Raw genomic sequence first — 20,644 nt, forward strand, 5'->3', positions numbered from 1 at the left:
TCCCAGCCAGCGTGCCGCAGAGTTGGCTCATCAGCCCGGCACCACCGCCACGGAGAGGAACGCACGTCATGAGCAACAGCCAGTCGTATCAGCGTTCTTCGAGCTCGCAGCAGCAGAGCCAGGGGTATCCCTCCGCGCGGTAGACCGGCACCGACTCGTGCCTGGCCGCCCGAGGGGAACACCCCCCTTCCGGGCGGCCTCTATCGTTGCCGCCCCGCAGTGCCGGATGGTGCAACTGGCAGCACGCCTGACTCTGGATCAGGAGACTCGGGGTTCGAATCCTCGTCCGGCAGCGCAGTACCCGGAGAGTTGGCCGAGTGGTAAGGCAGCGGCTTGCTAAGCCGTCGTCGGGTGGAAGCCCGCGCGCGTTCGATCCGCGCACTCTCCGCGCAGGACAAGGCAGTTCATGGAGGAGCCAGCCGACAGGTGGCGCCGGCCTCGGTCTCGAAATCCGTTGGGGTGCGCGAGCATCCGTGTGGGTTCGACCCCCACTTCCTCCGCTTCTCCGCCAAGGGCGAGCTGGGCACTGGAGAGCCCAAGGGTCCGTAAAACCCCCGCATTGCTGTGCCGGTTCGACTCCGGCCTCGCCCACCGAGCACCGCCACTGGGCCCGGATGTAGTCCTAGGGGTACGCCCGGGCGCACCCTCACCTCCGGCTGCCGGGGGTCAATCCGCGCGCCACCCACCGGAGGCGGTCACCATCCGGCAGCCCGGGCACCGAAGAAGTGCCAGGGCCGCACCGGGAACGCCCTGGGAAAGCGGGCGTTCGCCACCTTCAACGAGGCCACCGCTTCGGGATCACGCCCCCACGGCAGACACACCGCGACCGGTTCAGCGCGTCAGGTCGAACACCGTCTCGCTCTGCCCGGCGGTGGCCTTCGCCCGCAGGTACGTGTTGTAGTTCACGAAGTTGCCCAGATCCGACGGGATCAGCACCTCCAGCGAGAAGGCGCCATCACTACCAGGCACCGTGTTGCGGAGATCACGGACCTCGACATCGCCGATCGTCGCTTCCTTCACCACGAACGACACCCTCACCACGTCACCGGGCGTGAAGCCGGTGCCGGTCAGGACCACCTTGGCACCGCCGTTCCCAGCGTCCGGTGACGCTGACAGCACCGGGTGGCCGGTGGCCGAAGGGCTCGGCGCGGCACCGGACGGCAGGGCCTTCACCGACGGCCCGGAGGCCGGGACCGCAGGGACGGCCGGGGCGGTCACGGTGACCGTGGGGCCGGGCACGGTCACCGTCACAGCAGGCTGTGGCCGGGCCTCACCGACCTGCGACTGCGTGAAGAACCCTCCCGCGAACCCCGCACCTGCCGTCACCAGCCCCACCACGGCGGTGATCATCGTCCCCCAGCCTTGGAGGTCCAGCGCGCGCCGGGACGACGGGTGGGGGCCAGCCGAAGGTGGGCTTCCGGGCTGAGGCGGAATCCGGCTCGGCGCGGGCGGCCCCGGCGGTTGTGCGGTCACGGATCATCCCCCGGTCCAGCCCCACAGGTAGGGCGCGATCATGCGGACACCTGGATACCACACCGCTCGCACCGGGCCAGAACGAGCGGCCTGCCGTCGTCCGGCCCCGGCCCGGCCGCCGTGTGATGATGGCGGGCGTTCGAAGAACCGGAAGAGGCGGGACGCTGCTGTGACTGACCACACCACCGAGTGGACGCGAGACGGCGAGGACTGGACGGTGACGGTCAACGGCACCGAGTACCGGGCGACTCCCAGCGCCGGGATCGGAGAGCCTGCGGGAACGCACTGGGTGCGCGGTGGAACGCTGAGCCGGGATGTCCGGTCGCTCGGGCACGCGCTCACCGCCATCCGCCGGCACGCGGGCTTGTCCTAGCTTCCTGTCCGTGGCTGCGTCCCGGGTGCCGCACAGCCTGTACCGGCGGTGGGGCGACCAGCCCGGGGGATCCGCTGCCCCCGGCCGCTACGCCGCGTTCGACGTGGAGAACCCTGCGGTCGTCGCCGCGGCACGCGGGCGCTGCGGCGCTCGGGTGCGCCTGGGCCTGCGCGCCGGTACGGCCGTGGCGAGCGTCGGCGGGAGGTCGGGGCCGGGCTGGAGGACTGCTTCGACGCGGGCTTCGGCCTCCGGCCGAGGGTGGGCGTAGCAGGGCCAGCCGGAGCAGGCGCCGGAACGAAGCGGCGCGCGCTCGATGACGTGCCGGCACCGGGTGCAGGTCGCCATCAGGGGGTCCGTGCTGCGGTACTGCACCGTGCGAGTCCGTTCGTGCTACAAGGGTCCTGGTCCTCTTCGACGGTACGGGGCGCGGCCCGCGAGCAGGGCCGCCAATCTGCCATCTCGGCCGCCTCGCCAACGAGCGTGAACACTCCGGGCCGGGCTGAGCGGCGATCGGCCGGGCCCGGGACTCCTGGACCCGGCCGAAAGCCGTTCTTCGCCGCCGTGCGGAGCTTCAGCGGCCGAGTGACCGGGTGTCCGACGGGGCGGGCTGCGGGTCGTCGGCAACCGCGAGGGGCAGTTGCCGGTCGGCGGCCAGGGGCTGCGGCTCGGCGCTGGCCGCCCTGGTCCACCGGTTGGTGCGGGTGCCGGCGCCCCGGTCATCGGCGGGCTTGACCCTCGGGGGCCTCGGGAGAAGTTCGACCTGGCCGACTCCAGGTCGCAGGGTGGTGATGCGCGGCCGGTCGCCGTGGACGTCGGGCACGCCGCGGGCCCGGAGGTAGTGGGCGAACTGCCAGTTGCGGCAGGTGCGGTAGGCCGGGTCGCTGGCGTTCGGGTCGTCGTCGGGGACGTTGTCAGTGGCGGTGAAGTGGATGGGCTTGACGCCGTCGAGGTGGACGGTGAGGCCCTGCACGGCCAGGGTCTCGGCGTGGCCGGGGGCGGCGGTGACGGCGAGGTGCGGGTTGTCCTCCCAGCGGTAGGGGGCGGTGGTGACGCCGCACAGGTACCAGGCGAGGGCGTGCGGGAACTCGTCCAGGTGGACGGTGGCTTCCTGGCTGCGTTCGTCGACGAGGCGGCTGTAGCGGCCGTGGAGTGCAACAGCGCAGTGTCTGCTCAAGTCGATGCCCGTGACGTACTTGAGCCACAGGTGCCGGTATCGGCGTTCTCCGACTTGGACGGTCATGGATGGCAACTCGCTTATCCCATCTGCTAGTTGAGGACTACCTTATGCCTCTATTCTATACTCTTTCGGAGAGTTGTCCTAAGCGCCGTCACGGTCCCGGCAGGCCCGCATCAGCGCCTCGACCAGCGGCCGGTGCCGGTTGTGCCGATAGTCCCCCGGATACTCCATGTTGAACTCCAGCTCCAGCGCGGCCCGCCGCTGCTCCTCCGGCAGGGCCTTCGGCTTCCGGCACACGGCGTAGATGTTGCCGCCGTTGGGGTTGCCCCGGGTCTCGACCTCCTCGAAGTACCGCTCCATGAGGGCCCGCAGCGACGCGGGGTCGTGGAACCGCTGCATGGTCCAGACGCCGGCGCGGAAGCTCGCGGTGAAGCCGTCCTCGTCCAGGAACTCGATGCTGCGCCGGTAGCGGCCGTTGTTGCGGGCCTTCTTGCCGCTGACCCTGCGCTCCACCGAGCCGAGGGAGCGCGTCCCGGCGTAGAAGGTGCCGTCCTTGGCGAGCAGCGAGTTGCAGGCGATGACGACGGCCGCCTCGAACTCCAGACTGGTGATGGAGTTGATCACGCTGTCGAGCACGACCACGTCGTACAGGCCGTTCGCGGGGATGTCCCGCTGGAGATCGCGGATGTGGCTGACGGTCGCGGCCACATCGAGGGCGTTCTGCTTGCCGGCGGCCTTGACGTGCGGCTCGTACCAGTGGGCGTCGAAGCCCTGCGACTTGATCTGCTTGATGTAGGCCAGCTCTCCGGCGCCGAAGTCCATGACCCGCTGGCCGGGGCGCAGCTCGGGAAGGACGTGCTGCTCGTAGGTGGTGGACTTGTTGGAGTCGCCTTCGTCGCCTCCCAGCCTGTGCATCTGGCACCAGTGCTGGTTGTAGGCGCGGATGCCGAGCTGGGTGTAGTCGTAGACGCCGTAGTCGCCGTCCAGCCACACCGCCAGCTCGTCGGCCTCCTGCACGGACAGCCGGTAGCACAGCAGCGGCAGCTTCAAGTCGCTCACGACCACCGCGTAGTCGTTGTTCAAGATGATCCTGCCAGCGTCGTCGGCGACGACGGACCCCCACGTGCCGTACCGGGTGACCAGGCGGCGGATCTCCGCCTGGATCGCCGGGTTGGAGCGCGACACCGCGGTCACGTCCTCGGGGGCGATCCACTCCCAGCCGTGCCCGTCCGGCCCGGACGCCGGCACCCGGACCTTCGAGCCGTCCGTCTCGATCGAGTTGTGCAACAGGTTGAACTGCACTTCATCCTGCGTGGAGACGTGGCCGTCGAGGATGATCGCCGGGGCGTGGGTCTGCCCGATCGCCTTCAACGACTTGGTCCGCTGGTGGCCCGCGACGAGGATGTGGTTACCGTTGACGATGACCGGCTTCACGCAGCCGAACAGGGCCAGGGACCGCTGGAGCCGGTCGAACGCCTCCTCCGTGAGGCGGCGCGGGTTGTACGGGGCTGGCTTGAGCTGCCCGATCGGGTAGGACTCGATGAACTCAGGCATCGGCCAGCTCCCGCTGCGCGTGCTGGTCGAGGAGGTAGTGCGCGAACCCGGTGTCGGTGCCCCGCGCGGTGTAGAAGGCGTCGTGGACGTTGTTCAGCCGCTCCACCTCGTCCTTGGTGATCTGCACGCGGGTCGTACCCCACTGGACGAACCCCCACTGGAGGTGCTCGTCGGTCGTTTTGTCGCCCTCCCGCTCGGTGGTCTCGGCGGCGAGCTGGGACGGCAGCTCGATCGAGTCGAGGAGGTCGTCCACGGCGTCCTGGTCGTAGCCGGTGCCGTCGAGGTCGGGCAGGGCGGACAGGATGTCGGCCAGCAGCTCGGTGTCGTACCCCGCAAGGTCGGAGGTGCGGTTGTCGACGATGACGATCTTCGCGGCGTCGTCGTCGTCCACGTCGACCCACGTCACGGCGATCTGGTCCCAGCCCCGCTGAACGGCGGCGTCCCAGGTGTGGTTGCCGGCCAAGATCTCGTTCAGGCGGCCGGTCAGCGAGCCCTTGTTGACGACGATCGGCTTGAACTGGCCGTGCATGAGGAGGGAGTCGGCGACGGAGTTCACGTCGCCTCGCCGCGGGTTGCGGTGGTACCTGGTGAGGTCGCCGATCGGGACGGCGAGCGGCAGCAGGGAGTCAACGATCCGGTCGATCGGTTCACGCTGAGGCACGGAGCTGGTCCTTCGTAGGCCGATTCCCCGCGCCCTACGCGGCAACCAGCCTAGACGATCACGACCGTCGGGCCAGGTCCGGGCGCTCCTCCCTACGTCGCCGTGAGGAGACGGGCTGCCCTACTTCAAACTGCCCCTGCTGTCCTCGGGTGCAGAGCGACTGCCGGATGGCACCGCTGCACGGCCAAGTGGCCGCCTGAACAGGGGATTTGACGGTGCCCGTGACCATTGACCAGACTTCCGGTACGCAGACACCTCTGGTGGAGCGACCCGTCTGGCCGAACACGGCCAGGCCAACTCTTCGGCGGCTAGGCATCCCGCGCTCACCGGCGTGGGCAGGGAACGTAGCACCGTCCTCCACCAACGAGTGGAGGAGAGTACGGCACCGCGGCGTGCCGATCGTCCGGGCATCCCAGTGCCCACCCAGCGTTACCGGTGCATGTGGCTACGCCTGGCACCGTGTGCGAGACCTCGCGCCGGCGGGTCTCGGTTCGACTGTCCGCGCTATCGCGGGAGATCGGGCCGGGCCTGCCCTGCGCTGGTGCTGCCCGTCTCCCCGTTGGGAGATGTTCCATGAACCAGCCGCTCTCTGTCCGTCTGCTGCTGATCGCGTGCGCCGTCCTGTCGGGCCTGCTGATCTCCGTCGTCACGGCCGTGCTCGCCCGGGCGGACGGGAGGTCCCTCCCGGGCTCTGGCCTGGCAGCCGGAACCGCATTCGTCGGATGGATGGCCATGTGCGCCGCCCTGCTCGCGGTGTACGGCTGACAACCGTAACTAGCCTCTGATCGCCACTGGTTGAGACCCGTCTCTGGTCGATGGTTGAGCTGACCGAGACACGGACCGCCTCGTGGGTCGGGCTCGGGTCAGGCGCGTCCGGCTTCGGCTTTCAGGAGTTCCCCGGCGGCAGCGAGGTGGTCGGCGGTGGGCGCGCTGCCGGCGGCGGGCCCTTGGACCCGGGTCGGCAGGGCGTCGGCTCTGGCGGTGAGGCCGAGTGCGGCGGCGTGGGCGTGGTACCGCTCCAGCGCGACGGCGCCCTCGGCAGCTGCTGCGAGGGCGCCGGTCAGCGCGGTGGCGAGGTGGGCGAGTCCTGGGCCCCGCCGGGTGGGTGGCTTCACTGTTCGCCGCGGTCTTCGGCTCGGGCCTGCTCCGGGGTGATCTCCCCGGCGCAGAGGCGGCGGACGATGGCGACTCGGTCGTGCCGGTCGGCGTATCCGGCAGACAGGAGGTCGGCTGCTGTGGTGAGGCGGGCTTCGGCGGTCTCGACTCGTTCCCAAAGCTGGTCGAGCTGGGGGTCGGTGATGTTGCTGGCGGTGACCCGCCGGTCGGCGGCGCCGGGGTCGTGCTCGGTCACTTCGGGCTCCGTTCCGCTGGTTCGAGTAGACGGTAGCCGGTCCGCCGGGGGCGCCCGTGCGCCGTGGTGGCGGTGGGGTGGAGGACGCCGAGGAGGATGTCGCGACGCCTTGGCGGGCCGTCGAGGGTGATGACCTCGGCCCGGCCGCCGGCGAGGGCGATGATCCGGATGCGGCGGCCTTCGTCGAGGGGGTGGCAGGAGATGTATTCCTGTCCGGGTGCCGGTTGGGGGCCGGTCATCGGTTGTTGCAGCGGCAGAGGGCGGAGACGGGGTTGCACCAGGAGTCGCACGCCTTGCACCAGACGGCTCCGGGCCAGGGCGGGGTGCGGTCGGGTTCGGTGGTTGCGGTGGTGGTCACTTCGGTGTCGTCCTCTGGCGGTGGGAGTCGAGGGCCAGGAGCAGCAGTTCGCGGTGAAAGGCCGCGTTCGGGTCGGGCCAGCGGTTGCTGTACTTCCGGGGTTCGGGCTTCGTCGGCCGGGGAGGTCCGGGGTGGTCCCGTTCTGCACAGAGTGCCGAGAGGGGTCCGTACCGTTCCTGCATCAGCCGGGCGTACGCCTCGGGGTCTGCTGCGCCGTCGGCCCGGTAGGTGTCGGGCACTGGTTGCTCCTTGGGTGTGCGCAGGCCCGCCCGACGCGGAGCGGTCGGGCGGGCCTTGGTCGTGACGTGCTGGCTGGCGTTTCCCCTCGTGGCCTGCTCACGGGAGCGGCCCGGTCCTGGAGGGTGGGGCGCGGGGGGAGTGCCGCCTTCCAGGACCGTGAGGGAGGTGTCACGGCGCGTGTCACCGGGGGCGGTTCCGGATGGGGCAGTTCCACTTCCCGGTGACATGCAGACCGTATCACCAATGAGTCCCCATACAAGTTGAGGGCTTAAGACATGTCAGTCGACTCCAGCTCCTCCACGGTGCAGCCATCGAACGGGGTGGTCCCGAAGTCGTCCGCGTCCGGGTCGTCGTCGGGCAGAGCGAACAGGGCATCCGGCTCCCCCCTCCCGTACCAGGCGGCGGGGGACATCTGGGTCCAGTCGGGCCGAGGCATGCGGTCCATCCTTCTTAAGCGGAGTCGTTCGGGTCATTGTGCAGTTGGTGGGCCTGCGGGCGCAGCGGGGGCTCACTGGCACAGACCAGCAGATTTGTGACGGCCCGTCACGCTGTGCCAACATCTGGGGGAATCGGCAGGCTGCCCCTTCCGTGGAAGTGCGCTCCGCAGCGCGGAGCGCCGGGGTTTGCCTCACCTCACGGTCGGGATGCTGCTCCACCGGCGGAGGCTCAGCGGTCGCGTTCGCTGCTCGCCTTCGGACGGGTCAGAGGGTGTCCGGGTTCAGGTCGAGGATGGTGGCAATGTCGGCCCGGAACTCGCGGGCGGCACGCAGCCGGGCGTCGTCGCGGACCCGGTGGATCGGGTCGCCGGACAGGGCGGGCAGCAGAGAGCCGTCGAGAATCTCGCGGCCGAGGTGATTGCGCAGCTCGCGGGCGGCCAGGACCAGTACGGCGACTTCGGTGAGGTCCTTGCAGTCCAGGTCCCGGCCGCGCTTGACGGCGTAGTCGTGGAGGGCCTGCCAAGCCTTGACGACCTCGTGGGCGCGGACCAGGGCCACCCAGGCGTTGTCGGCGGCCGCGGTGCCGTGGTGGGCGCTCTCGTGGACCTGCTTCAGGGCCCGGGCGTGCCGGATGACGTTGTTGGCAGTGGCCTGGGTGATCGAGCGGGCCTGGCGGGTTACGTCGTCGGTGGTGGTCATTCGCTGTCCTCGTCGGTGTCGGGGTGGTCCCACGGGCCGGGCAGGCACTCCTTCCCGCCCGCGGTCAGCACGGTGTCGAGGAAGGTCCACAGGACGCGAACGGGGTGGTCGGCCGGAAGGCCGGCGACGGCTTCGGCCAGCGCGGTGTGGATCTCGTCGGTTCCCCACCCGTCGAGGCCGGGTGCGCCGGGGTGGCGTAGCTCGTGCTGGACGATGGCCACGTGCTGGTCGTACGCCTCGTGGACGGCGGAGGTGTTCCAGGGCGGGGTCTGGAGGCTGCCGCACTCGCAGGTACCGGTGTAGAGGCCGGGTTCGAACCGTTCCATCTGCGGTCGGTGCTGGTCCTTGACCAGGGCGAACAGGTCGTCGTCGAGCCAGTGCGGGAAGCCGGTGCACTGCTCGGCGCAGGGGCCGGGGGTGTTGGCGGTGCGCCACGGGGTGGTGGTCACGGGGTGGGGTTCTCCTCGGTGCGGCGGTGGGGTCGGGCGATCAGGCTGAGGGCGGCCCGGCGGGCGCTGGGGCGGAACAGCTCGGAGAGCTCGGGCAGTGCCGGCGGCGTGAGGTCGGCCGTCCGGTGCATCTTGGCGTGGAGGGCGGTCGGATCGTCGCTGGTGCAGCGGGTGCACCACCGCCACGGGCCGCGGGGGCCCTGGCCCGCGAGCTGCTCGGGCGGGGCCCCGGTGGCGTGCAGGCCTCGGCCGCACTTCGCCCACCACGAGTCGTACGGCTCGTAGGCGGCCCGGGGGAGGTCGGTGAAGTCGGTGAGGTGCACCACCGAGTCGTGGTGCTCGGGGTGGGGGCCGACTCGGTGCAGGCCGAAGTACGGGAAGGGCCTCACGCCTCCACCACCAGGTCGGCGAAGAGCTCGGCCAGAACGTCGGCGACCGGCCTGGTCGGCACGGTGGTGAAGGCGTGGAGCAGGGGCAGCAGCCACTCGGGCGCGCCTTCGAACTCCAGGTCGGAGAAGTAGGCGGTGTGGCCCTTGACGCCGATCTCACCGTTCGCCTTGATCAGGCGTCCGGTCAGGGCCACGGTGTCGAGGACGAGCGGGCCGCCGTCCCTGGCGGTGTACCGCAGGGTCAGCAGGGTGGGGCTGTACTTGGCCTTGTAGCCCTTGAACTCGGGGCCGCCGATCTTGAACGAGATGGTGCGGGCGGCGTGGTCGGAGTCCACGCGGGCGGACCAGCGGGCGGGGTTGGCGGGGAGGCGGGGGTCCTGCTCGGTGGTGATCACGGCTCGTCTCAGTTGATGGTGGGAAGGGTGGCGAGGAGGGCTTCGTGCTGGTCGGGGGTGGCCCGGGTGGCGGGGACGTAGGCCCGCGGGCGCTCTGCCGGGGTCGGGGCCCCGGGCGGCCCCTTGCGGGGCCGCCGGCGGGGAGCCTGTCAGGCCGCGACGGGCACCGAGGTCTCGTCGGCGGGAGCGTCGGCCTCGGTCTCGGCCTCGGCGGTCGCGCCCTCGGCCACGACCTGGGCCAGCATGTCGGCGAACTCGGCATCGAGGTCGGCGGGCTGCGACTGGCCCTGCTCGTCGTCGGGCTCGGCCAGGTTGGGGGCCTCGGCCGCGCTGGAGGTGACGATCTCCTTGGCATCCGCGAGGGCCTTGGCCTGCCGGATCTGGAACTTCGCGTCCTGGAGGCTCTTGGCGGTGCGCTCCAGCTGCTCCAGGCGCGCTCCGATCTGGCCTTCGAGGGCGGAGGCCAGCTCCTCCAGGGGGGTCCCGGCCAGCTCCTCCAGCAGGGCGCGCACCTGCTCGATCTGGTCGAGCTTGTTGCGAGTGCTCCACTTCCGGGAGGCTCGCTCGGCCTTCTCATCGTCGGTCAGCTCCTCGACGTCGAACATGCTGGGCTGGCGCTCCTGCTCGCGGACCTGGTGGGCGAAGTGCAGCAGGGCGTTCTCGTCCATCGGCTTGCCACCCTCGCCACCCTTGGCCCACTTGGTGATGACGGCCTTCTGGTTCTCGGGCTTGAGCTCGGAGATGCGGTGGGCGGCGGCGGTGCCGATGTGGCCGTGGGTCAGGTGGTGCTGGACGGCGGGGATCAGGTCGAGCAGCTGGAGGCGAATCTTGATGTAGCGGGGGGTCTTGCCGAAAGACCGGGCCACGTCCGCCTCGGTGAGCGGGCTGCCGTCGTCGTTGGTGTCCTCGTCGAGGATGCGCCGGTAGCCCCGGCCCTCCTCCAGCGGAGTCATGTCGGCCCGGTTGACGTTCTCGGCCATGGAGCGGACGAACGCCTCGATGTCGGAAGAGACCTCGATGATCTCGGCCTTGATCGTGGGGTTGCCGACCTCCTGGTTGGCGCGGTAGCGGCGCTCGCCCATGACGATCTCGTAGCCGCCCTGGGGACGCCGGCGGACCTCGATCGCGCTCATCACGCCGTGCTCCCTCACGGAGGCAACGAGCTCCTTCATCTTCTCCTCGTCGAAGTACTCGCGAGGCTGGGCCGGGTTGGCGTGGATCTGCGACATCTTGAGCTTCTTGGCCATGGCGTTGTTCCCATCCGGTAGTGAGGGGGTCCGTCCCCCTCTCTCTTGTTTAGATTCTATACTCATTCAGATGAGGGCACAACACCGGGACAGAACAAGATCGAGATTCCCCGTCGACCTGCCAGGACTATTCAGAGAGCCTGGACAATCAGCCAATCGGTCACGAACTGCCATGCGGGCGAGGGGATCCAGTACGAACCGCAGGGGCATTCAGCGATATCCGATCCGCCACCTTCGGAGTTCCGAGAAGCACGAGGGCGCCGAGCGCCGCGCGGCCAGCCAGGGGGTTTCCGCCACCGGGCTCGGATTCCACCCCGGCCTGGCGAAGCTCTGCGAGCACGCGCGCCACCCCTGCGCTGTCGATAACCACCGGAAAGCCCCCATGTGCGGGCACGGGCGCCTAGATGCAGCCGCGCGGACCTGGCCCCGGCGTGGTTCACCGAAGGCCAAACGGCCGCTGAGCTGGTTGGATGGCCCGCAGCCTGCCTTAGCTTGCATGCGAATCCATGGGGCTGTCAAAAGCCGGTGCGTCCATTCATGAACGGCGGAGCGACTAGACTGCCTGTTGCCGATCGCCAACAAGAAGCCGCTTCGCGGTGCAGACACACCGGGAATCCAAGATGTCCACGCGCTCCCCCACCACCGACAGTACGTGGAGCCTGTCCGCGAAGCTCATGTTCCTACGCGAACGCCTTGCCGGAGAGACGGGGAATGCCCCCACCGTCCGTGATCTTGCAGCGCGGACGGTGGATGAGAGTGGTAGGCCGAGCCTCGACCACACAGTGATTCACCACACGTTGAACGGGAGTAAAGCCAATCCTCCCTGCCGTACCATTGTGGGGCTGGGCCAGGCATTCGAATGCCCGCCGGCGTTCCTTCTGCCCGGGCCCCAAGACCTGGATTCGCTGGAGGTCTACTACGGCTACGAGCAGGCCCGCGAGGCGCTGCGCCTGGTCGCCGAACTCGGCGAGAGCGGTGTCGAGGGGCTTCTTCAAGCTGCACATGCCCTTCGGGCGGCGCGCGGCCTGAAGGCCGCCCCGGACGCGACGCCCCCGCGGGACGACAGTCGCAAGCCCCGACGCCGTGGGCGGCTGTCGCGCGCCGAGGCTGCCGAGGCGAGCCGCCAGGAAATCCAGGGGCTTTACAGCTGAACCCGCCGCAGTCTGCGGCGGCACCGACCGAAACGAGAACGACGTGGACTTCGCGGCCCCAATCCTGAGAGCAGCCCTGGTCGTCGCCACCGCAACCGCCGCCGCAACCATCGGCCTGGCGATACGAAACCGGGAAAACCGGTACTCCCGGGCTGGTAGATGGCCCCTGGACCGCTGGAGCCGTTACGCCGCCGCTTCCGGTGGCGCCGCCTCGATCTTCGTCGCTCTGCCTGGCGTCAGCGCCCGAATCGAATCCATCACCGGAGTCGACAACCTCGGCATGGTGATGGTGCACCTTCTCGGAATCCTGACCGTGGCGAGCCTCCAAGCCTTCCTCGTCACCTGGACCTACCAACGCGACGCCTGGCGCCTCGCGTTGCGCGTCCGCTTCGGTGCGGCCTTCGGTGTCGCCGTGGCAATCACAGTGCTGGGTCTCTCCGCGCCGAGCGGCATCGACTTGATCAACGGGTACGCCGATGCCGGCGCAGCCGCCATCTACCTGCTGGTCATCGACACTTACTGGGCAGTGACCGGCATCGCCGTCGCCTGGGACTGCTTGCCCCTGGCGATCTTCAACGCCCGAGGGGGCCACCGCTCCATCGCCGCCGCGCAGGGCCTGATCGCCGCCAGCGGAGTCGCCTCCGCACTCTGGGGAGGCACCGAGGCCGCCTTCGTCGCTGTCACCCAGATCCGGGGCGACGCGTGGAACACCAGCACGCAGGACGCCGTGAGTTCCTCGTCCGCCGGGCTGTTCGCGCTGTGCCTGTTCAGCGGCATCGCTGTCTCGATCCGCGCAAGACGCAACAGTCGCTGACCCGCCTGCGGGTTGACTACGCGGCGGTGCGAAGGTCGGGTGGCGGCGGTAGGTGGCGCCACCACAGCTTCACCCGGCCGGGCTTGATCGTGCGCGTCCCCCGGCCTGCCTGGAAGATGTCGATGCGGTACAGCATGAGCAGCGCCAGCCCGGCCTTCGCTTCGGAGGGCGCCGTGTTCCACCAGGTGACCAACTCGTCCACGCTGCCGGTGACCGGCGTCGCCGCGGCACGCTCCAGACGGCGGATCGCCCGGTTGAGGGCCTTCGTCTCCCGTGCGGCCTCGTTCTTGGCGATCCCGGCGCTCTTGGCGGTGATCTGCTTGCGGAGCACCATCGTGCCGAGGGAGTCGACCGTGGCACGGACCTCCGCGAGCCGGGCGCGGTGTACTTCCAGCTCCCGGCGTGCCTCGTCACGCGCGGCTTCCAGGGCTTCCTGGGTGCCGGGCAGCATCAGGCGGGCGACGATCTGTTCGCCGGCGTGGTCTTCGAGGAGCCCGGCGGAGATGCGGACCTTGCCACAGTCCCCCGGCCGGTCGGCGCGGGGCCCGTCCGGGCAGCAGTAGCCGGGGTGGCCCGCGTTGGTGCGCAGGCCCTGGGTGCTGGCGCCGCACATGCCGCACGTCACCAGGTCGGTGGAGCCGAAGAGGTAGTCGTAGTCGGGCGTCGCCTCGGCGGGCTTGCCGTCCTTCTCCTTCTTGGCCGCCTCGGCGGCATCCTGCTTCTGGAGCTCGGCGAACTGGGCGGGGGTGATGATGCCCGGGTGGCCGGCGTCGACCAGGTTGCCGTCCGCGTCGTACGTGAGACCGGCGATGGCCGGGTTTCTCAGGAGCCGGGCCATCGTCTTGCCGGTGAACGGGGACCCGAGAGTGCCGACGAAGCCCGCGTTGCGTAGAGAGGCCGCGCCTACGGCGAAGGGCTCCCCGCCGGTGCGGCGCTCTACGACCGACCGCACGACCTGTGCCTCGTCTTCGAGCAGGGCGCGCTTGGCCGCGTCCGCGAAGCCGAAGATTCTCGGTGCCACCGTTGTCCCATCCCATCGCGCCACCGACGTCACGTGATGGCGACACTTCAAAGTGTCGCCATCACGTGACGTCCGTCACGAATCCATGACAAGCCCCTCGACCTGGAGCAACCTCCACAAGGATGCGGTGAGCACACGCCGCGTGCCGCTCACGACGATCAGGTCCAGCGGGAAGGTCCCCGCCTTGATCGCCTCGTACGCCTTGTTCGGGCCCATCCCGAGCGCGCTCGCCGCCGTCGTCACGTTGATCGTGACGGGCAGACTCAGGACCTCGCGCAGCGTCATGCCCCGCTCGGCCTTCACGACCCGCTCATCAGGCTTGTCGATCTTCATGTTCAGTTCGTTGTCGCGTTCTCCCCCGCGCCAACTTGAGTCCAGCCTACCCGGGCCGGAAAGGCCGGTAAAGGTAGCGACTGACAACCAAGGATAGCGAAAGTCAGTTGACATACAACAACCGGCCGACCCCTACGACACCCCCACCTTGCCGCCAAGTCCCCTGACGGCAGCGGTCGTTGCGTGTACCGGCGACGTGAATTGAGGCATAATAGAACACATATTCGAGTGACTGTCCGTGGCAGCCCACGGCCAGCAGAGAAGCGGAGCGAAAGGCAAGGCTCGGACACATGTTCGAGGAGAAGACCTACAAGAAGTGCATGTGCAAGGGTCCCCAGTGGCACCGGCGCGGGAAGCTCAAGGGGAAGCCTGTCCTCGACGAGGAGGGCGTCCAGAAGACCGGCTACCTGGGCACCGGATGCCCCCGCCTGAGCGAGCGGAACCACGGGACCTGGCACTTCTTCCTGGAGCTGCCCGCCGGCCCCGACGGCAAGCGCCAGCGGTTCCGCCCCGGCGGCTTCCCCACCCAGAAGAAGGCCGCCGCCGAGTGCAAGAAGCTTTGGAAGCAGCACCAGGACGGCCTGGACGTGGGGGTGCGGGAGGCCACCGGCGACTTCCTCGTCCGGTGGATCACCGGCAAGAAGGACATCGCGCTCGGGACGGCCAACAAGTACCGCGAGCACATCGACCTGCACATCGCCCCGTACGTCGGCCTCGTCGACCGCAAGAACCTCCGCAAGGCCCACATCGAAGGCATGTTCGCCTCGATCGCCGACCGGAACACGGAGATCGAACTCCACCGCGACTACGTCGACCTCCTCACCGCCGACTGCGAGCGCAAGCGCGTCGCCTGGCGCGAGGGCTCCAAGGCGGACCGGCCGGTACTGCGCGCCGCCTGGATGGAGGCCCGCGAGCTTCTGGCCTCCGAGCGCAAGAAGAAGCGACGGGTCACCGGCCCCACCACGCAGCACCGCATCCTCGCCACGCTCCGCAGCGCCCTCGCGGACGCCGTCCTTGCCGAGGAGGTCAGCAAGAACTGGGCCGAGCTGGTCACCCTGCCCAAGGTCAAGGCCCCCAAGCCACTGCTGTGGACCCCTGCCCGCGTCGCCCACTGGCGGGCAACCGGCGAGATCCCCGGCAAGGTGATGGTGTGGACACCGCAGCTCCTCGGCGAGTTCCTCGACACCTACGTCGACGACGAGCTGTTCGACCTGTGGCACTTCATGGCCCTGCGCGGCCCGCGCCGCGGCGAGACGTGCGCGCTCCCCTGGTCTGAGGTCGACCTCGACCAGATGCAGGTCACCATCAGCCAGCAGCTCGTCTACATCGCCAGCCAGCTCTACCAGACCGCCCCCAAGGCCGACTCCGAGCGGACCATCAACCTCGACTCCGAGAGCGCCCGCCTCCTGGCCGACCGCCGCGACCGGCAGACCGTCCAGCGGAAGAAGGCCGGACCAGCGTGGAAGGAGACCGGGCTCGTCTTCACCAAGGAAAACGGCGAGGCGTACCACCCCGACTACCTCACCTACCGGTTCGCCAAGCTCGTCGAACAAGCCAAGCTCCCCCCGATCACCCTCCACGGCCTCCGCCACGGCGCGGCGTGCATCGCCCACTACGGCGGCGCCGACATGAAGGACATCAGCGACCAGCTCGGCCACTCCGGCATCCAGATCACCGCCGACACCTACACCAACACCCTGGAAGAGGCGAAGCAGGCCCAGGCCGAAGCCGCCCTCGCCGTCGTCCCCCGCGCCGGCCGCCCCACCCCCGAACCGGCCCCCGCGCCCACCCCCGTCGAGGCCCCGGCCCCGGCCCCGGTTCCCGTGCTGGCGCCGACCGGCGGCCGACTCACCGCGCTGCGCCGCGCCCAGCAGAAGAAGCTCGCGGCGAAGACCGCCGAGCTGGTTCCGGCCTGACCCGATCCAGCACGGGGCGGTGACCACCTGGTCACCGCCCCTTCTGCATGCCTCCGGGCCCCTACTCCTGGCTGGTGGCCGCCTGCTCCGGCGTGGTCCACCCGAAGCGCCGAAGAACGTCTTCGTGGAGGTCGGGGTACTGACTCAGCTCGTCCACGAAGGGCTTCCACACCGTGTCGCGGTCTTGGCCGAGGTGGGCGGTCGCCTCGTAGACCTCCTCCAAGGAGTCGTTGACGCGCCGCCCCCAGCACTGGTTGTTGTCCCACCAGGCCCGCAGCACCGCCCCCAACGACGTCGTATCCAGGAACGGCGCGCACGGCGCCACGGCGTTCCGCATCACGGAGTTCCCTGAGTCGAAGCTGCCGACCAGGGCAATGATCTCGGGCAGGTGCGCGACATAGTAGGGGTCCGGCCGAAGCCTGATCACGTCGGTCTTGGTCCGGAGATGCAGCTTCGTGAAGGCCACCTCCAGCCCGGGGAGGGATTGCCTCAGCTCGGGGTAGGTGATCAGGCTGAGCACCTTGATCTCTTCGGTTGTGAGCGGGTCCGCCAACGTCCTGTCGTTCACCCCGATCTGCACAATCCGGGCATCGAACAGGCCCCGCAGGCTCTCCGGAACTGACGTCCAGAAGGCGGGCAGGTCACCCAGCCGGGCGAGCGCCGACAGCTGCACACCTGGCTCTGCCGCCGCGAGCTTGCCCATCTGCTTGGCCACGGCCTGCTCCACCACCGTGACGTCCTGCCCGGCGAAGCAGCGCAGGCAGTCGGCCATCCGGTCAGCAAGCACGCCCGCCGGCAGCGCGACGGTGGGGGCGTCGATCTGCAGGACGGCGAACTTCGACGCGAACTCGACCACCCGGTGGCGGGTGGAGGGGCGGACACGGTCGAAGTAGGTGTGGGCGAGGTGGCCCGGGTGCAGGACGAACCCCGGATCGGCGACGTGGGCCGCGAAGCTGTCCACCACCTTGCGGCCCTGGCTCGGCGGGTGGATCAGCAGAGCGTCCAGCGCCGCCACTAGGTGGGCGCGGGCGTACTCGCCGGTCGGCTCGTACAGCTCACCGAGCGGGCGCAGCGACGGGTGGGCGCTCTGGTGACGGTCGGCGCGCAGCCGGTCCAGCTGGATGTGCTGGGAGGAGTCGATCAGCTCCAGCTTGAGCGCGGTGTCGAGGATGGTCCGTTCGACTTCGAGCATGATCGGGATGGCGGCCCGGCGTTGCTGCTCGCTGGTGTCGGCGGCGAGCTTCTGGGCCTCCTCCACCTTCTCGACGAGGTCGCTGGCGTCAGGGTCCTTGTCGTCCTTGAGGGCCTGCGCCTTGGCGATCAGGTCCGCGCAGACCGCGGTCCAGGTGAGCACGATCGCGGCGCGGGGGATGCCGTTGGTGTAGGCGCGATGGGCGTCCTGGACGAGGGTACGGACCTCGGGAGTGTGGACCCGGGTCACCAGTTCTTCGAGGTTGATCACCGGCTGCTGCTCCTCCCCGCCCCTGGACCGGGGGATGCGTCGGGCTTCACCTCGGCGAGAGGGCGGCGTCTCGTCGGCGTGCGCGGCTGGTGGTGCGCGCTCGCGGAGGTCAGCCTGTCAGATGTCCACTCTCCTCCGCCATGTCCGCTGGATGTCCGCTAGGAGGGTGAACTTCGGCGCGGAATGCGGTGGCGGAGGGGCTGGATGCTCTACAGTTCCGATCGGATCTGCAAGCGTTTTCGCAGGTCAGCTGGTCCTTTTATCTGACGAACCGTCTGGCCGAGGTGTGGGGCGGGTGGGACTCGAACCCACGACCAAGGGATTATGAGTCCCCTGCTCTAACCGGCTGAGCTACCGCCCCGGTTCGCCGTGCACGCCGGTGGTCCGGTCGCGGCAGCAGCAGACAGCCCCGAATGGCCGTCCCGGGCAGCATAGCCGGTCGGTCACCCCTGGTGCGCGCCGGGGGCGCACATCGGCACGCACGGATTCGCGCCTCCCCGGGCGGAGCAACCGGTTGATGAGGGCACCACGAGGCGGGGAGCCTGGGCGGATGACGGTACGTGAGGCGGTGGCGGCGGGCGTCGTGGTGACGGTGCTGGCCGCGGCGGGCTGCACCACCCCGGCGGGGCCCGGCGGCGGCACACCGACGGTGAGTTCGCACCCGCCCTCGGCGTCCGCCGACACCCACGGATGGAGCAGGCAGCGGCTGCGGGCCGCGCTCGGCCGGCAGACCGGTGTCACCCGCACCGCCAAGCCCACCGTGCTCAACGGGCTGGTCGGCGCCGTCTTCACCCGCAACGCCGAAGGCGACCACTTCTGCACCGCCAGCGTGGTCGACAGCGCCGGACTCAACCTGATCGTCACCGCCGCGCACTGCGTCTGGGACCCCCGGCTCGGCCAGCGCGGCGACCTGGTGTTCGTGCCCGGCTACCGGGACGGCGGGACCCCGAGCGGCGTCTGGCCGCTGCTCGCCGTCACCGTCGACCAGGCCTGGAAGAACGGTGCCGACCCGGACGTGGACGTCGCCTTCGCCGTCGTCCAGTCACAGAACGGGCAGCAGGTGCAGCAGGTGCTCGGCGCGAACAAGCTGGGCGTCAACCGCGGCCACCGGCTGCCGGTGCGGGTCACCGGCTACCCCGGCACCAGCGATGTGCCGATCACCTGTGCCAACACCACCGTCGAGCAGAGCCCCACCCAACTGCGGATCGACTGCCCCAACTACACCGGCGGCACCAGCGGCAGCCCCTGGGTGACCGACTTCGACCCGGCCACCAGAACCGGCACCGTGGTCGGGGTGATCGGTGGCTACCAGGAGGGCGGCGACAGCCCGGACACCTCGTACAGCAGCTACTTCGGGGACCGCGTCCAGGCCCTGTACGACCGCGCCACGGGATAGCCGCCGGGGCCGGACGGGTCGGCAGTGGCGCCGCCGGGCGCGGACTGGTAGATCTTCCTCACGAACGGCGGTACGCACGACTCGCAGTGCCCGCCCCGAGGACAGGACGGAACCCCGATGGCCTCCCGCCCGGTACGGCCCGTGCTCGCGGCACGGACGGTCGCGCTGGCGGCCCTGCTGCTCGCCACCGGTACCGCCTGCGGCGGGAGCGAGGAGTCGCGAACCGCCGAGGTGGCGCCGCAGACCCCGGCGGGCGACCGGATCGGCACCCTCTCGGTCCGCACCGCGCAGGGGCCCCGGGCCTGCACCGCGAGTGTGGTGACCAGCCCGAGGCGCAATCTGCTGGTGACCGCCGCGCACTGCGTGCAGAGCCGCCGGATCGGCCTGCTGGACGGCCTGGTGTTCACTCCCGGCTACCGCAACGGGTACTCGCCCCATGGGAGTTGGCCGGTCGCCTCGGTCACCGTCGATCCGCGCTGGGCCGAGGGCGACGACCCGGAGTACGACGTGGCGTTCGTCACCGTGCGGCCGGTGGACGGCCGGGAGATCGAGGACACGGTCGGCGGCAATCCGCTGGGCACCGGACAGGGCTTCGGGCTCACGGTCTCGGTGACGGGCTACCCCAACACCGGCGACGAGCCGATCACCTGCTCGGCCCTGACCAGTTCGCAGAGCCCGACCCAGGAGCGGTTCGACTGCCGCGGCTACACGGACGGCACCAGCGGCAGCCCGTGGGTCACCACGGCGGGCGCGGTGATCGGGGTGATCGGCGGCTACCAGGAGGGCGGCGACAGCCCCGGCACCTCGTACAGCATCGCCTTCGACAACCGGGTCGCCGAGCTGTACCGGCAGGCCACCGCCTGAACCGGCCGGGCCGCCGGGGGCCGCAGGCGAAACGCAGGAGGCAGGGGGGCGGGGCAACACGAAGGCCCCCCGGTCGTCCGAGGGGCCTTCGCTCTGAGCAGTCACCGGGCGGACCCGATGCAGCTCCCGCATTTGGACTCGAACCAAAAACCTGCCGGTTAACAGCCGGCTGCTCTGCCAATTGAGCTATGCGGGATCGCGGTACACCACTGCCGTACCACGGCCAGGACGGCCGACCCGGAGGCCTGCCACCTGAGCTCCCCCAATTGGACTCGAACCAATAACCTGCCGATTAACAGTCGGCTGCTCTGCCAATTGAGCTATGGGGGATCGAGCTTCCGCTTCGGGCCCGGCTTCCCGGGTTCCTCGGCGCTCGCTGCGGGACATACATTAGCGCACTCGGGGGGGTGGTCCGCCAATCGCTTTCCCCGGCCTCCCCGGCGGGCCCCTGCCCGGCGCGCCCCGCGCGCGCCCCACAAGGACCCCGGGGGATGCTGGGGGCGCGGACGGTTCGCCGCCCCGGCGGACGGGTAGGGCAATGCGGCAGAGGCCGCCAGGAGAGGGTGGAATCCGATCATGTGGAAGCTGTCGTTGATCGTCGGGCTCGCAGCGGGCTACGTCCTGGGCTCGCGGGCCGGGCGCCAGCGCTACGAGCAGATCGCCAAGGTGACCCGGCAGGTCGCCCAGAACCCCAAGGTGCAGAGCGCGGCCGACAAGGCGAAGCACCAGGCCGGCGCGGTGGCCGGGAAGGCGGCCGGTGCCGTCGCGGGCAAGGTGGGCGACCGGCTGCCGCAGTCCGTCGCCGACCGGGTGCCGTACTTCAACCGCCCCCGGGTCGAGGACGACAGCTGGGGTACCTTCCGTCCGTGACGGGACGGTGACGG

At 69.9% G+C, this 20,644-nt stretch carries 26 protein-coding genes and 7 tRNA genes; 12 read left to right on the top strand and 21 right to left on the bottom strand.

Annotated elements, in window-relative coordinates:
• Positions 1-220: 220 nt before the first annotated feature.
• The 4 genes from ACIQIB_RS11575 (at position 221) to ACIQIB_RS11590 (ending at position 591) form a co-directional block, all read left to right on the top strand.
• A tRNA-Gln gene (locus tag ACIQIB_RS11575) sits at positions 221-293 on the top strand.
• Positions 294-303: 10 nt separating this feature from the next.
• Positions 304-388 (top strand) — tRNA-Ser (locus ACIQIB_RS11580).
• Between the two features lie 20 nt (positions 389-408).
• A tRNA-Ser gene (locus ACIQIB_RS11585) sits at positions 409-500 on the top strand.
• A 12-nt stretch (positions 501-512) separates the two neighbouring features.
• Positions 513-591, top strand: a tRNA-Tyr gene (locus tag ACIQIB_RS11590).
• 240 nt (positions 592-831) lie between these two features.
• Here ACIQIB_RS11590 and ACIQIB_RS11595 read toward each other — a convergent pair.
• Positions 832-1,173 carry a hypothetical protein gene (locus ACIQIB_RS11595; RefSeq protein ID WP_400757692.1) on the bottom strand — a complete coding sequence of 114 codons (342 nt, stop codon included), beginning with the start codon at positions 1,171-1,173 and terminating at the stop codon, positions 832-834.
• Positions 1,174-1,642: 469 nt separating this feature from the next.
• On the opposite strand from ACIQIB_RS11595, the gene ACIQIB_RS11600 reads away from it, so the two are divergent.
• Positions 1,643-1,846 (top strand): hypothetical protein, encoded by a 204-nt coding sequence (locus tag ACIQIB_RS11600; RefSeq protein WP_400757693.1) that lies wholly within the window; start codon positions 1,643-1,645, stop codon positions 1,844-1,846.
• Between the two features lie 571 nt (positions 1,847-2,417).
• Here ACIQIB_RS11600 and ACIQIB_RS11605 read toward each other — a convergent pair.
• The 3 genes from ACIQIB_RS11605 to ACIQIB_RS11615 all read right to left on the bottom strand — a co-directional run bounded on the left by ACIQIB_RS11605 (position 2,418) and on the right by ACIQIB_RS11615 (position 5,238).
• Positions 2,418-3,086, bottom strand: a complete 669-nt coding sequence (locus ACIQIB_RS11605) for a hypothetical protein (protein ID WP_400757694.1) — start codon at positions 3,084-3,086, stop codon at positions 2,418-2,420.
• Between the two features lie 78 nt (positions 3,087-3,164).
• Positions 3,165-4,577, bottom strand: a complete 1,413-nt coding sequence (locus tag ACIQIB_RS11610) for a ParB N-terminal domain-containing protein (protein ID WP_400757695.1) — start codon at positions 4,575-4,577, stop codon at positions 3,165-3,167.
• Positions 4,570-5,238, bottom strand: coding sequence for a ParB N-terminal domain-containing protein (locus ACIQIB_RS11615; RefSeq protein WP_400757696.1), 669 nt, complete (start codon positions 5,236-5,238; stop codon positions 4,570-4,572). Before ACIQIB_RS11615 ends, ACIQIB_RS11610 begins: the two co-directional genes overlap by 8 nt.
• Positions 5,239-5,811: 573 nt before the next feature.
• Here ACIQIB_RS11615 and ACIQIB_RS11620 point away from each other — a divergent pair.
• Positions 5,812-6,003, top strand: a complete 192-nt coding sequence (locus ACIQIB_RS11620) for a hypothetical protein (protein WP_400757697.1) — start codon at positions 5,812-5,814, stop codon at positions 6,001-6,003.
• Between the two features lie 98 nt (positions 6,004-6,101).
• Here the strand turns inward: ACIQIB_RS11620 and ACIQIB_RS11625 are convergent, their stop codons facing one another.
• The 11 genes from ACIQIB_RS11625 to ACIQIB_RS11675 all read right to left on the bottom strand — a co-directional run bounded on the left by ACIQIB_RS11625 (position 6,102) and on the right by ACIQIB_RS11675 (position 10,803).
• Complete coding sequence (locus tag ACIQIB_RS11625; protein WP_400757698.1) at positions 6,102-6,353, bottom strand: hypothetical protein; 252 nt, start codon at positions 6,351-6,353, stop codon at positions 6,102-6,104.
• On the bottom strand, positions 6,350-6,589 hold the full coding sequence (locus tag ACIQIB_RS11630; RefSeq protein WP_400757699.1) for a hypothetical protein: 240 nt from the start codon (positions 6,587-6,589) through the stop codon (positions 6,350-6,352). The genes ACIQIB_RS11625 and ACIQIB_RS11630 overlap by 4 nt, the downstream gene beginning before the upstream one ends.
• Positions 6,586-6,828 carry a hypothetical protein gene (locus ACIQIB_RS11635; RefSeq protein WP_400757700.1) on the bottom strand — a complete coding sequence of 81 codons (243 nt, stop codon included), beginning with the start codon at positions 6,826-6,828 and terminating at the stop codon, positions 6,586-6,588. The genes ACIQIB_RS11630 and ACIQIB_RS11635 overlap by 4 nt, the downstream gene beginning before the upstream one ends.
• Positions 6,825-6,947: a hypothetical protein gene (locus ACIQIB_RS11640; protein WP_400757701.1), complete on the bottom strand. Its 123-nt coding sequence runs from the start codon at positions 6,945-6,947 to the stop codon at positions 6,825-6,827. The genes ACIQIB_RS11635 and ACIQIB_RS11640 overlap by 4 nt, the downstream gene beginning before the upstream one ends.
• A complete protein-coding gene (locus ACIQIB_RS11645) occupies positions 6,944-7,186 on the bottom strand; it encodes a hypothetical protein (RefSeq protein ID WP_400757702.1) in 243 nt (80 codons plus the stop codon). The genes ACIQIB_RS11640 and ACIQIB_RS11645 overlap by 4 nt, the downstream gene beginning before the upstream one ends.
• Positions 7,187-7,455: 269 nt before the next feature.
• The gene (locus tag ACIQIB_RS11650; RefSeq protein WP_400757703.1) at positions 7,456-7,623 is read right to left on the bottom strand and encodes a hypothetical protein; all 168 of its coding nucleotides are present in this window, start codon (positions 7,621-7,623) and stop codon (positions 7,456-7,458) included.
• Positions 7,624-7,888: 265 nt separating this feature from the next.
• On the bottom strand, positions 7,889-8,323 hold the full coding sequence (locus ACIQIB_RS11655; protein WP_400757704.1) for a hypothetical protein: 435 nt from the start codon (positions 8,321-8,323) through the stop codon (positions 7,889-7,891).
• Positions 8,320-8,772: a hypothetical protein gene (locus ACIQIB_RS11660; protein WP_400757705.1), complete on the bottom strand. Its 453-nt coding sequence runs from the start codon at positions 8,770-8,772 to the stop codon at positions 8,320-8,322. Before ACIQIB_RS11660 ends, ACIQIB_RS11655 begins: the two co-directional genes overlap by 4 nt.
• Positions 8,769-9,161 carry a hypothetical protein gene (locus ACIQIB_RS11665; protein ID WP_400757706.1) on the bottom strand — a complete coding sequence of 131 codons (393 nt, stop codon included), beginning with the start codon at positions 9,159-9,161 and terminating at the stop codon, positions 8,769-8,771. The genes ACIQIB_RS11660 and ACIQIB_RS11665 overlap by 4 nt, the downstream gene beginning before the upstream one ends.
• Entirely contained in the window at positions 9,158-9,556 is a 399-nt protein-coding gene (locus ACIQIB_RS11670) for a hypothetical protein (protein ID WP_400757707.1), read from the bottom strand. The genes ACIQIB_RS11665 and ACIQIB_RS11670 overlap by 4 nt, the downstream gene beginning before the upstream one ends.
• A 149-nt stretch (positions 9,557-9,705) precedes the next feature.
• Positions 9,706-10,803 (bottom strand): ParB/RepB/Spo0J family partition protein, encoded by a 1,098-nt coding sequence (locus ACIQIB_RS11675; RefSeq protein WP_400757708.1) that lies wholly within the window; start codon positions 10,801-10,803, stop codon positions 9,706-9,708.
• Positions 10,804-11,423: 620 nt separating this feature from the next.
• On the opposite strand from ACIQIB_RS11675, the gene ACIQIB_RS11680 reads away from it, so the two are divergent.
• Both ACIQIB_RS11680 and ACIQIB_RS11685 read left to right on the top strand, forming a co-directional pair.
• Positions 11,424-11,954, top strand: a complete 531-nt coding sequence (locus ACIQIB_RS11680) for a hypothetical protein (protein WP_400757709.1) — start codon at positions 11,424-11,426, stop codon at positions 11,952-11,954.
• Between the two features lie 43 nt (positions 11,955-11,997).
• The gene (locus ACIQIB_RS11685; RefSeq protein WP_400757710.1) at positions 11,998-12,768 is read left to right on the top strand and encodes a hypothetical protein; all 771 of its coding nucleotides are present in this window, start codon (positions 11,998-12,000) and stop codon (positions 12,766-12,768) included.
• 16 nt (positions 12,769-12,784) lie between these two features.
• Here ACIQIB_RS11685 and ACIQIB_RS11690 read toward each other — a convergent pair whose 3' ends face one another.
• Together ACIQIB_RS11690 and ACIQIB_RS11695 are read right to left on the bottom strand one after the other, a co-directional pair.
• Positions 12,785-13,789 (bottom strand): recombinase family protein, encoded by a 1,005-nt coding sequence (locus ACIQIB_RS11690; RefSeq protein ID WP_400757711.1) that lies wholly within the window; start codon positions 13,787-13,789, stop codon positions 12,785-12,787.
• Positions 13,790-13,864: 75 nt separating this feature from the next.
• On the bottom strand, positions 13,865-14,122 hold the full coding sequence (locus tag ACIQIB_RS11695; RefSeq protein ID WP_400757712.1) for a DNA-binding protein: 258 nt from the start codon (positions 14,120-14,122) through the stop codon (positions 13,865-13,867).
• A gap of 290 nt (positions 14,123-14,412) precedes the next feature.
• Between ACIQIB_RS11695 and xerC the strand changes: the two genes are divergently transcribed.
• The gene (xerC, locus tag ACIQIB_RS11700; protein WP_400757713.1) at positions 14,413-16,038 is read left to right on the top strand and encodes a tyrosine recombinase XerC; all 1,626 of its coding nucleotides are present in this window, start codon (positions 14,413-14,415) and stop codon (positions 16,036-16,038) included.
• 61 nt (positions 16,039-16,099) lie between these two features.
• Here xerC and ACIQIB_RS11705 read toward each other — a convergent pair whose 3' ends face one another.
• Both ACIQIB_RS11705 and ACIQIB_RS11710 read right to left on the bottom strand, forming a co-directional pair.
• A complete protein-coding gene (locus tag ACIQIB_RS11705; protein ID WP_400757714.1) occupies positions 16,100-17,500 on the bottom strand; it encodes a hypothetical protein in 1,401 nt (466 codons plus the stop codon).
• Between the two features lie 287 nt (positions 17,501-17,787).
• Positions 17,788-17,861, bottom strand: a tRNA-Ile gene (locus ACIQIB_RS11710).
• Between the two features lie 189 nt (positions 17,862-18,050).
• Here ACIQIB_RS11710 and ACIQIB_RS11715 point away from each other — a divergent pair.
• Together ACIQIB_RS11715 and ACIQIB_RS11720 are read left to right on the top strand one after the other, a co-directional pair.
• Positions 18,051-18,896, top strand: coding sequence for a trypsin-like serine peptidase (locus ACIQIB_RS11715; RefSeq protein WP_400757715.1), 846 nt, complete (start codon positions 18,051-18,053; stop codon positions 18,894-18,896).
• 117 nt (positions 18,897-19,013) lie between these two features.
• The gene (locus ACIQIB_RS11720) at positions 19,014-19,760 is read left to right on the top strand and encodes a trypsin-like peptidase domain-containing protein (RefSeq protein ID WP_363607163.1); all 747 of its coding nucleotides are present in this window, start codon (positions 19,014-19,016) and stop codon (positions 19,758-19,760) included.
• 123 nt (positions 19,761-19,883) lie between these two features.
• Here ACIQIB_RS11720 and ACIQIB_RS11725 read toward each other — a convergent pair.
• A tRNA-Asn gene (locus ACIQIB_RS11725) sits at positions 19,884-19,956 on the bottom strand.
• 61 nt (positions 19,957-20,017) lie between these two features.
• Positions 20,018-20,090, bottom strand: a tRNA-Asn gene (locus ACIQIB_RS11730).
• Positions 20,091-20,333: 243 nt separating this feature from the next.
• On the opposite strand from ACIQIB_RS11730, the gene ACIQIB_RS11735 reads away from it, so the two are divergent.
• Positions 20,334-20,630: a hypothetical protein gene (locus ACIQIB_RS11735; RefSeq protein ID WP_400652338.1), complete on the top strand. Its 297-nt coding sequence runs from the start codon at positions 20,334-20,336 to the stop codon at positions 20,628-20,630.
• Positions 20,631-20,644: the final 14 nt, after the last annotated feature.

The sequence above is a fragment of the Kitasatospora sp. NPDC092286 genome, from assembly GCF_044755565.1.
In the GTDB taxonomy this organism is placed as follows: Bacteria; Actinomycetota; Actinomycetes; order Streptomycetales; family Streptomycetaceae; genus Kitasatospora.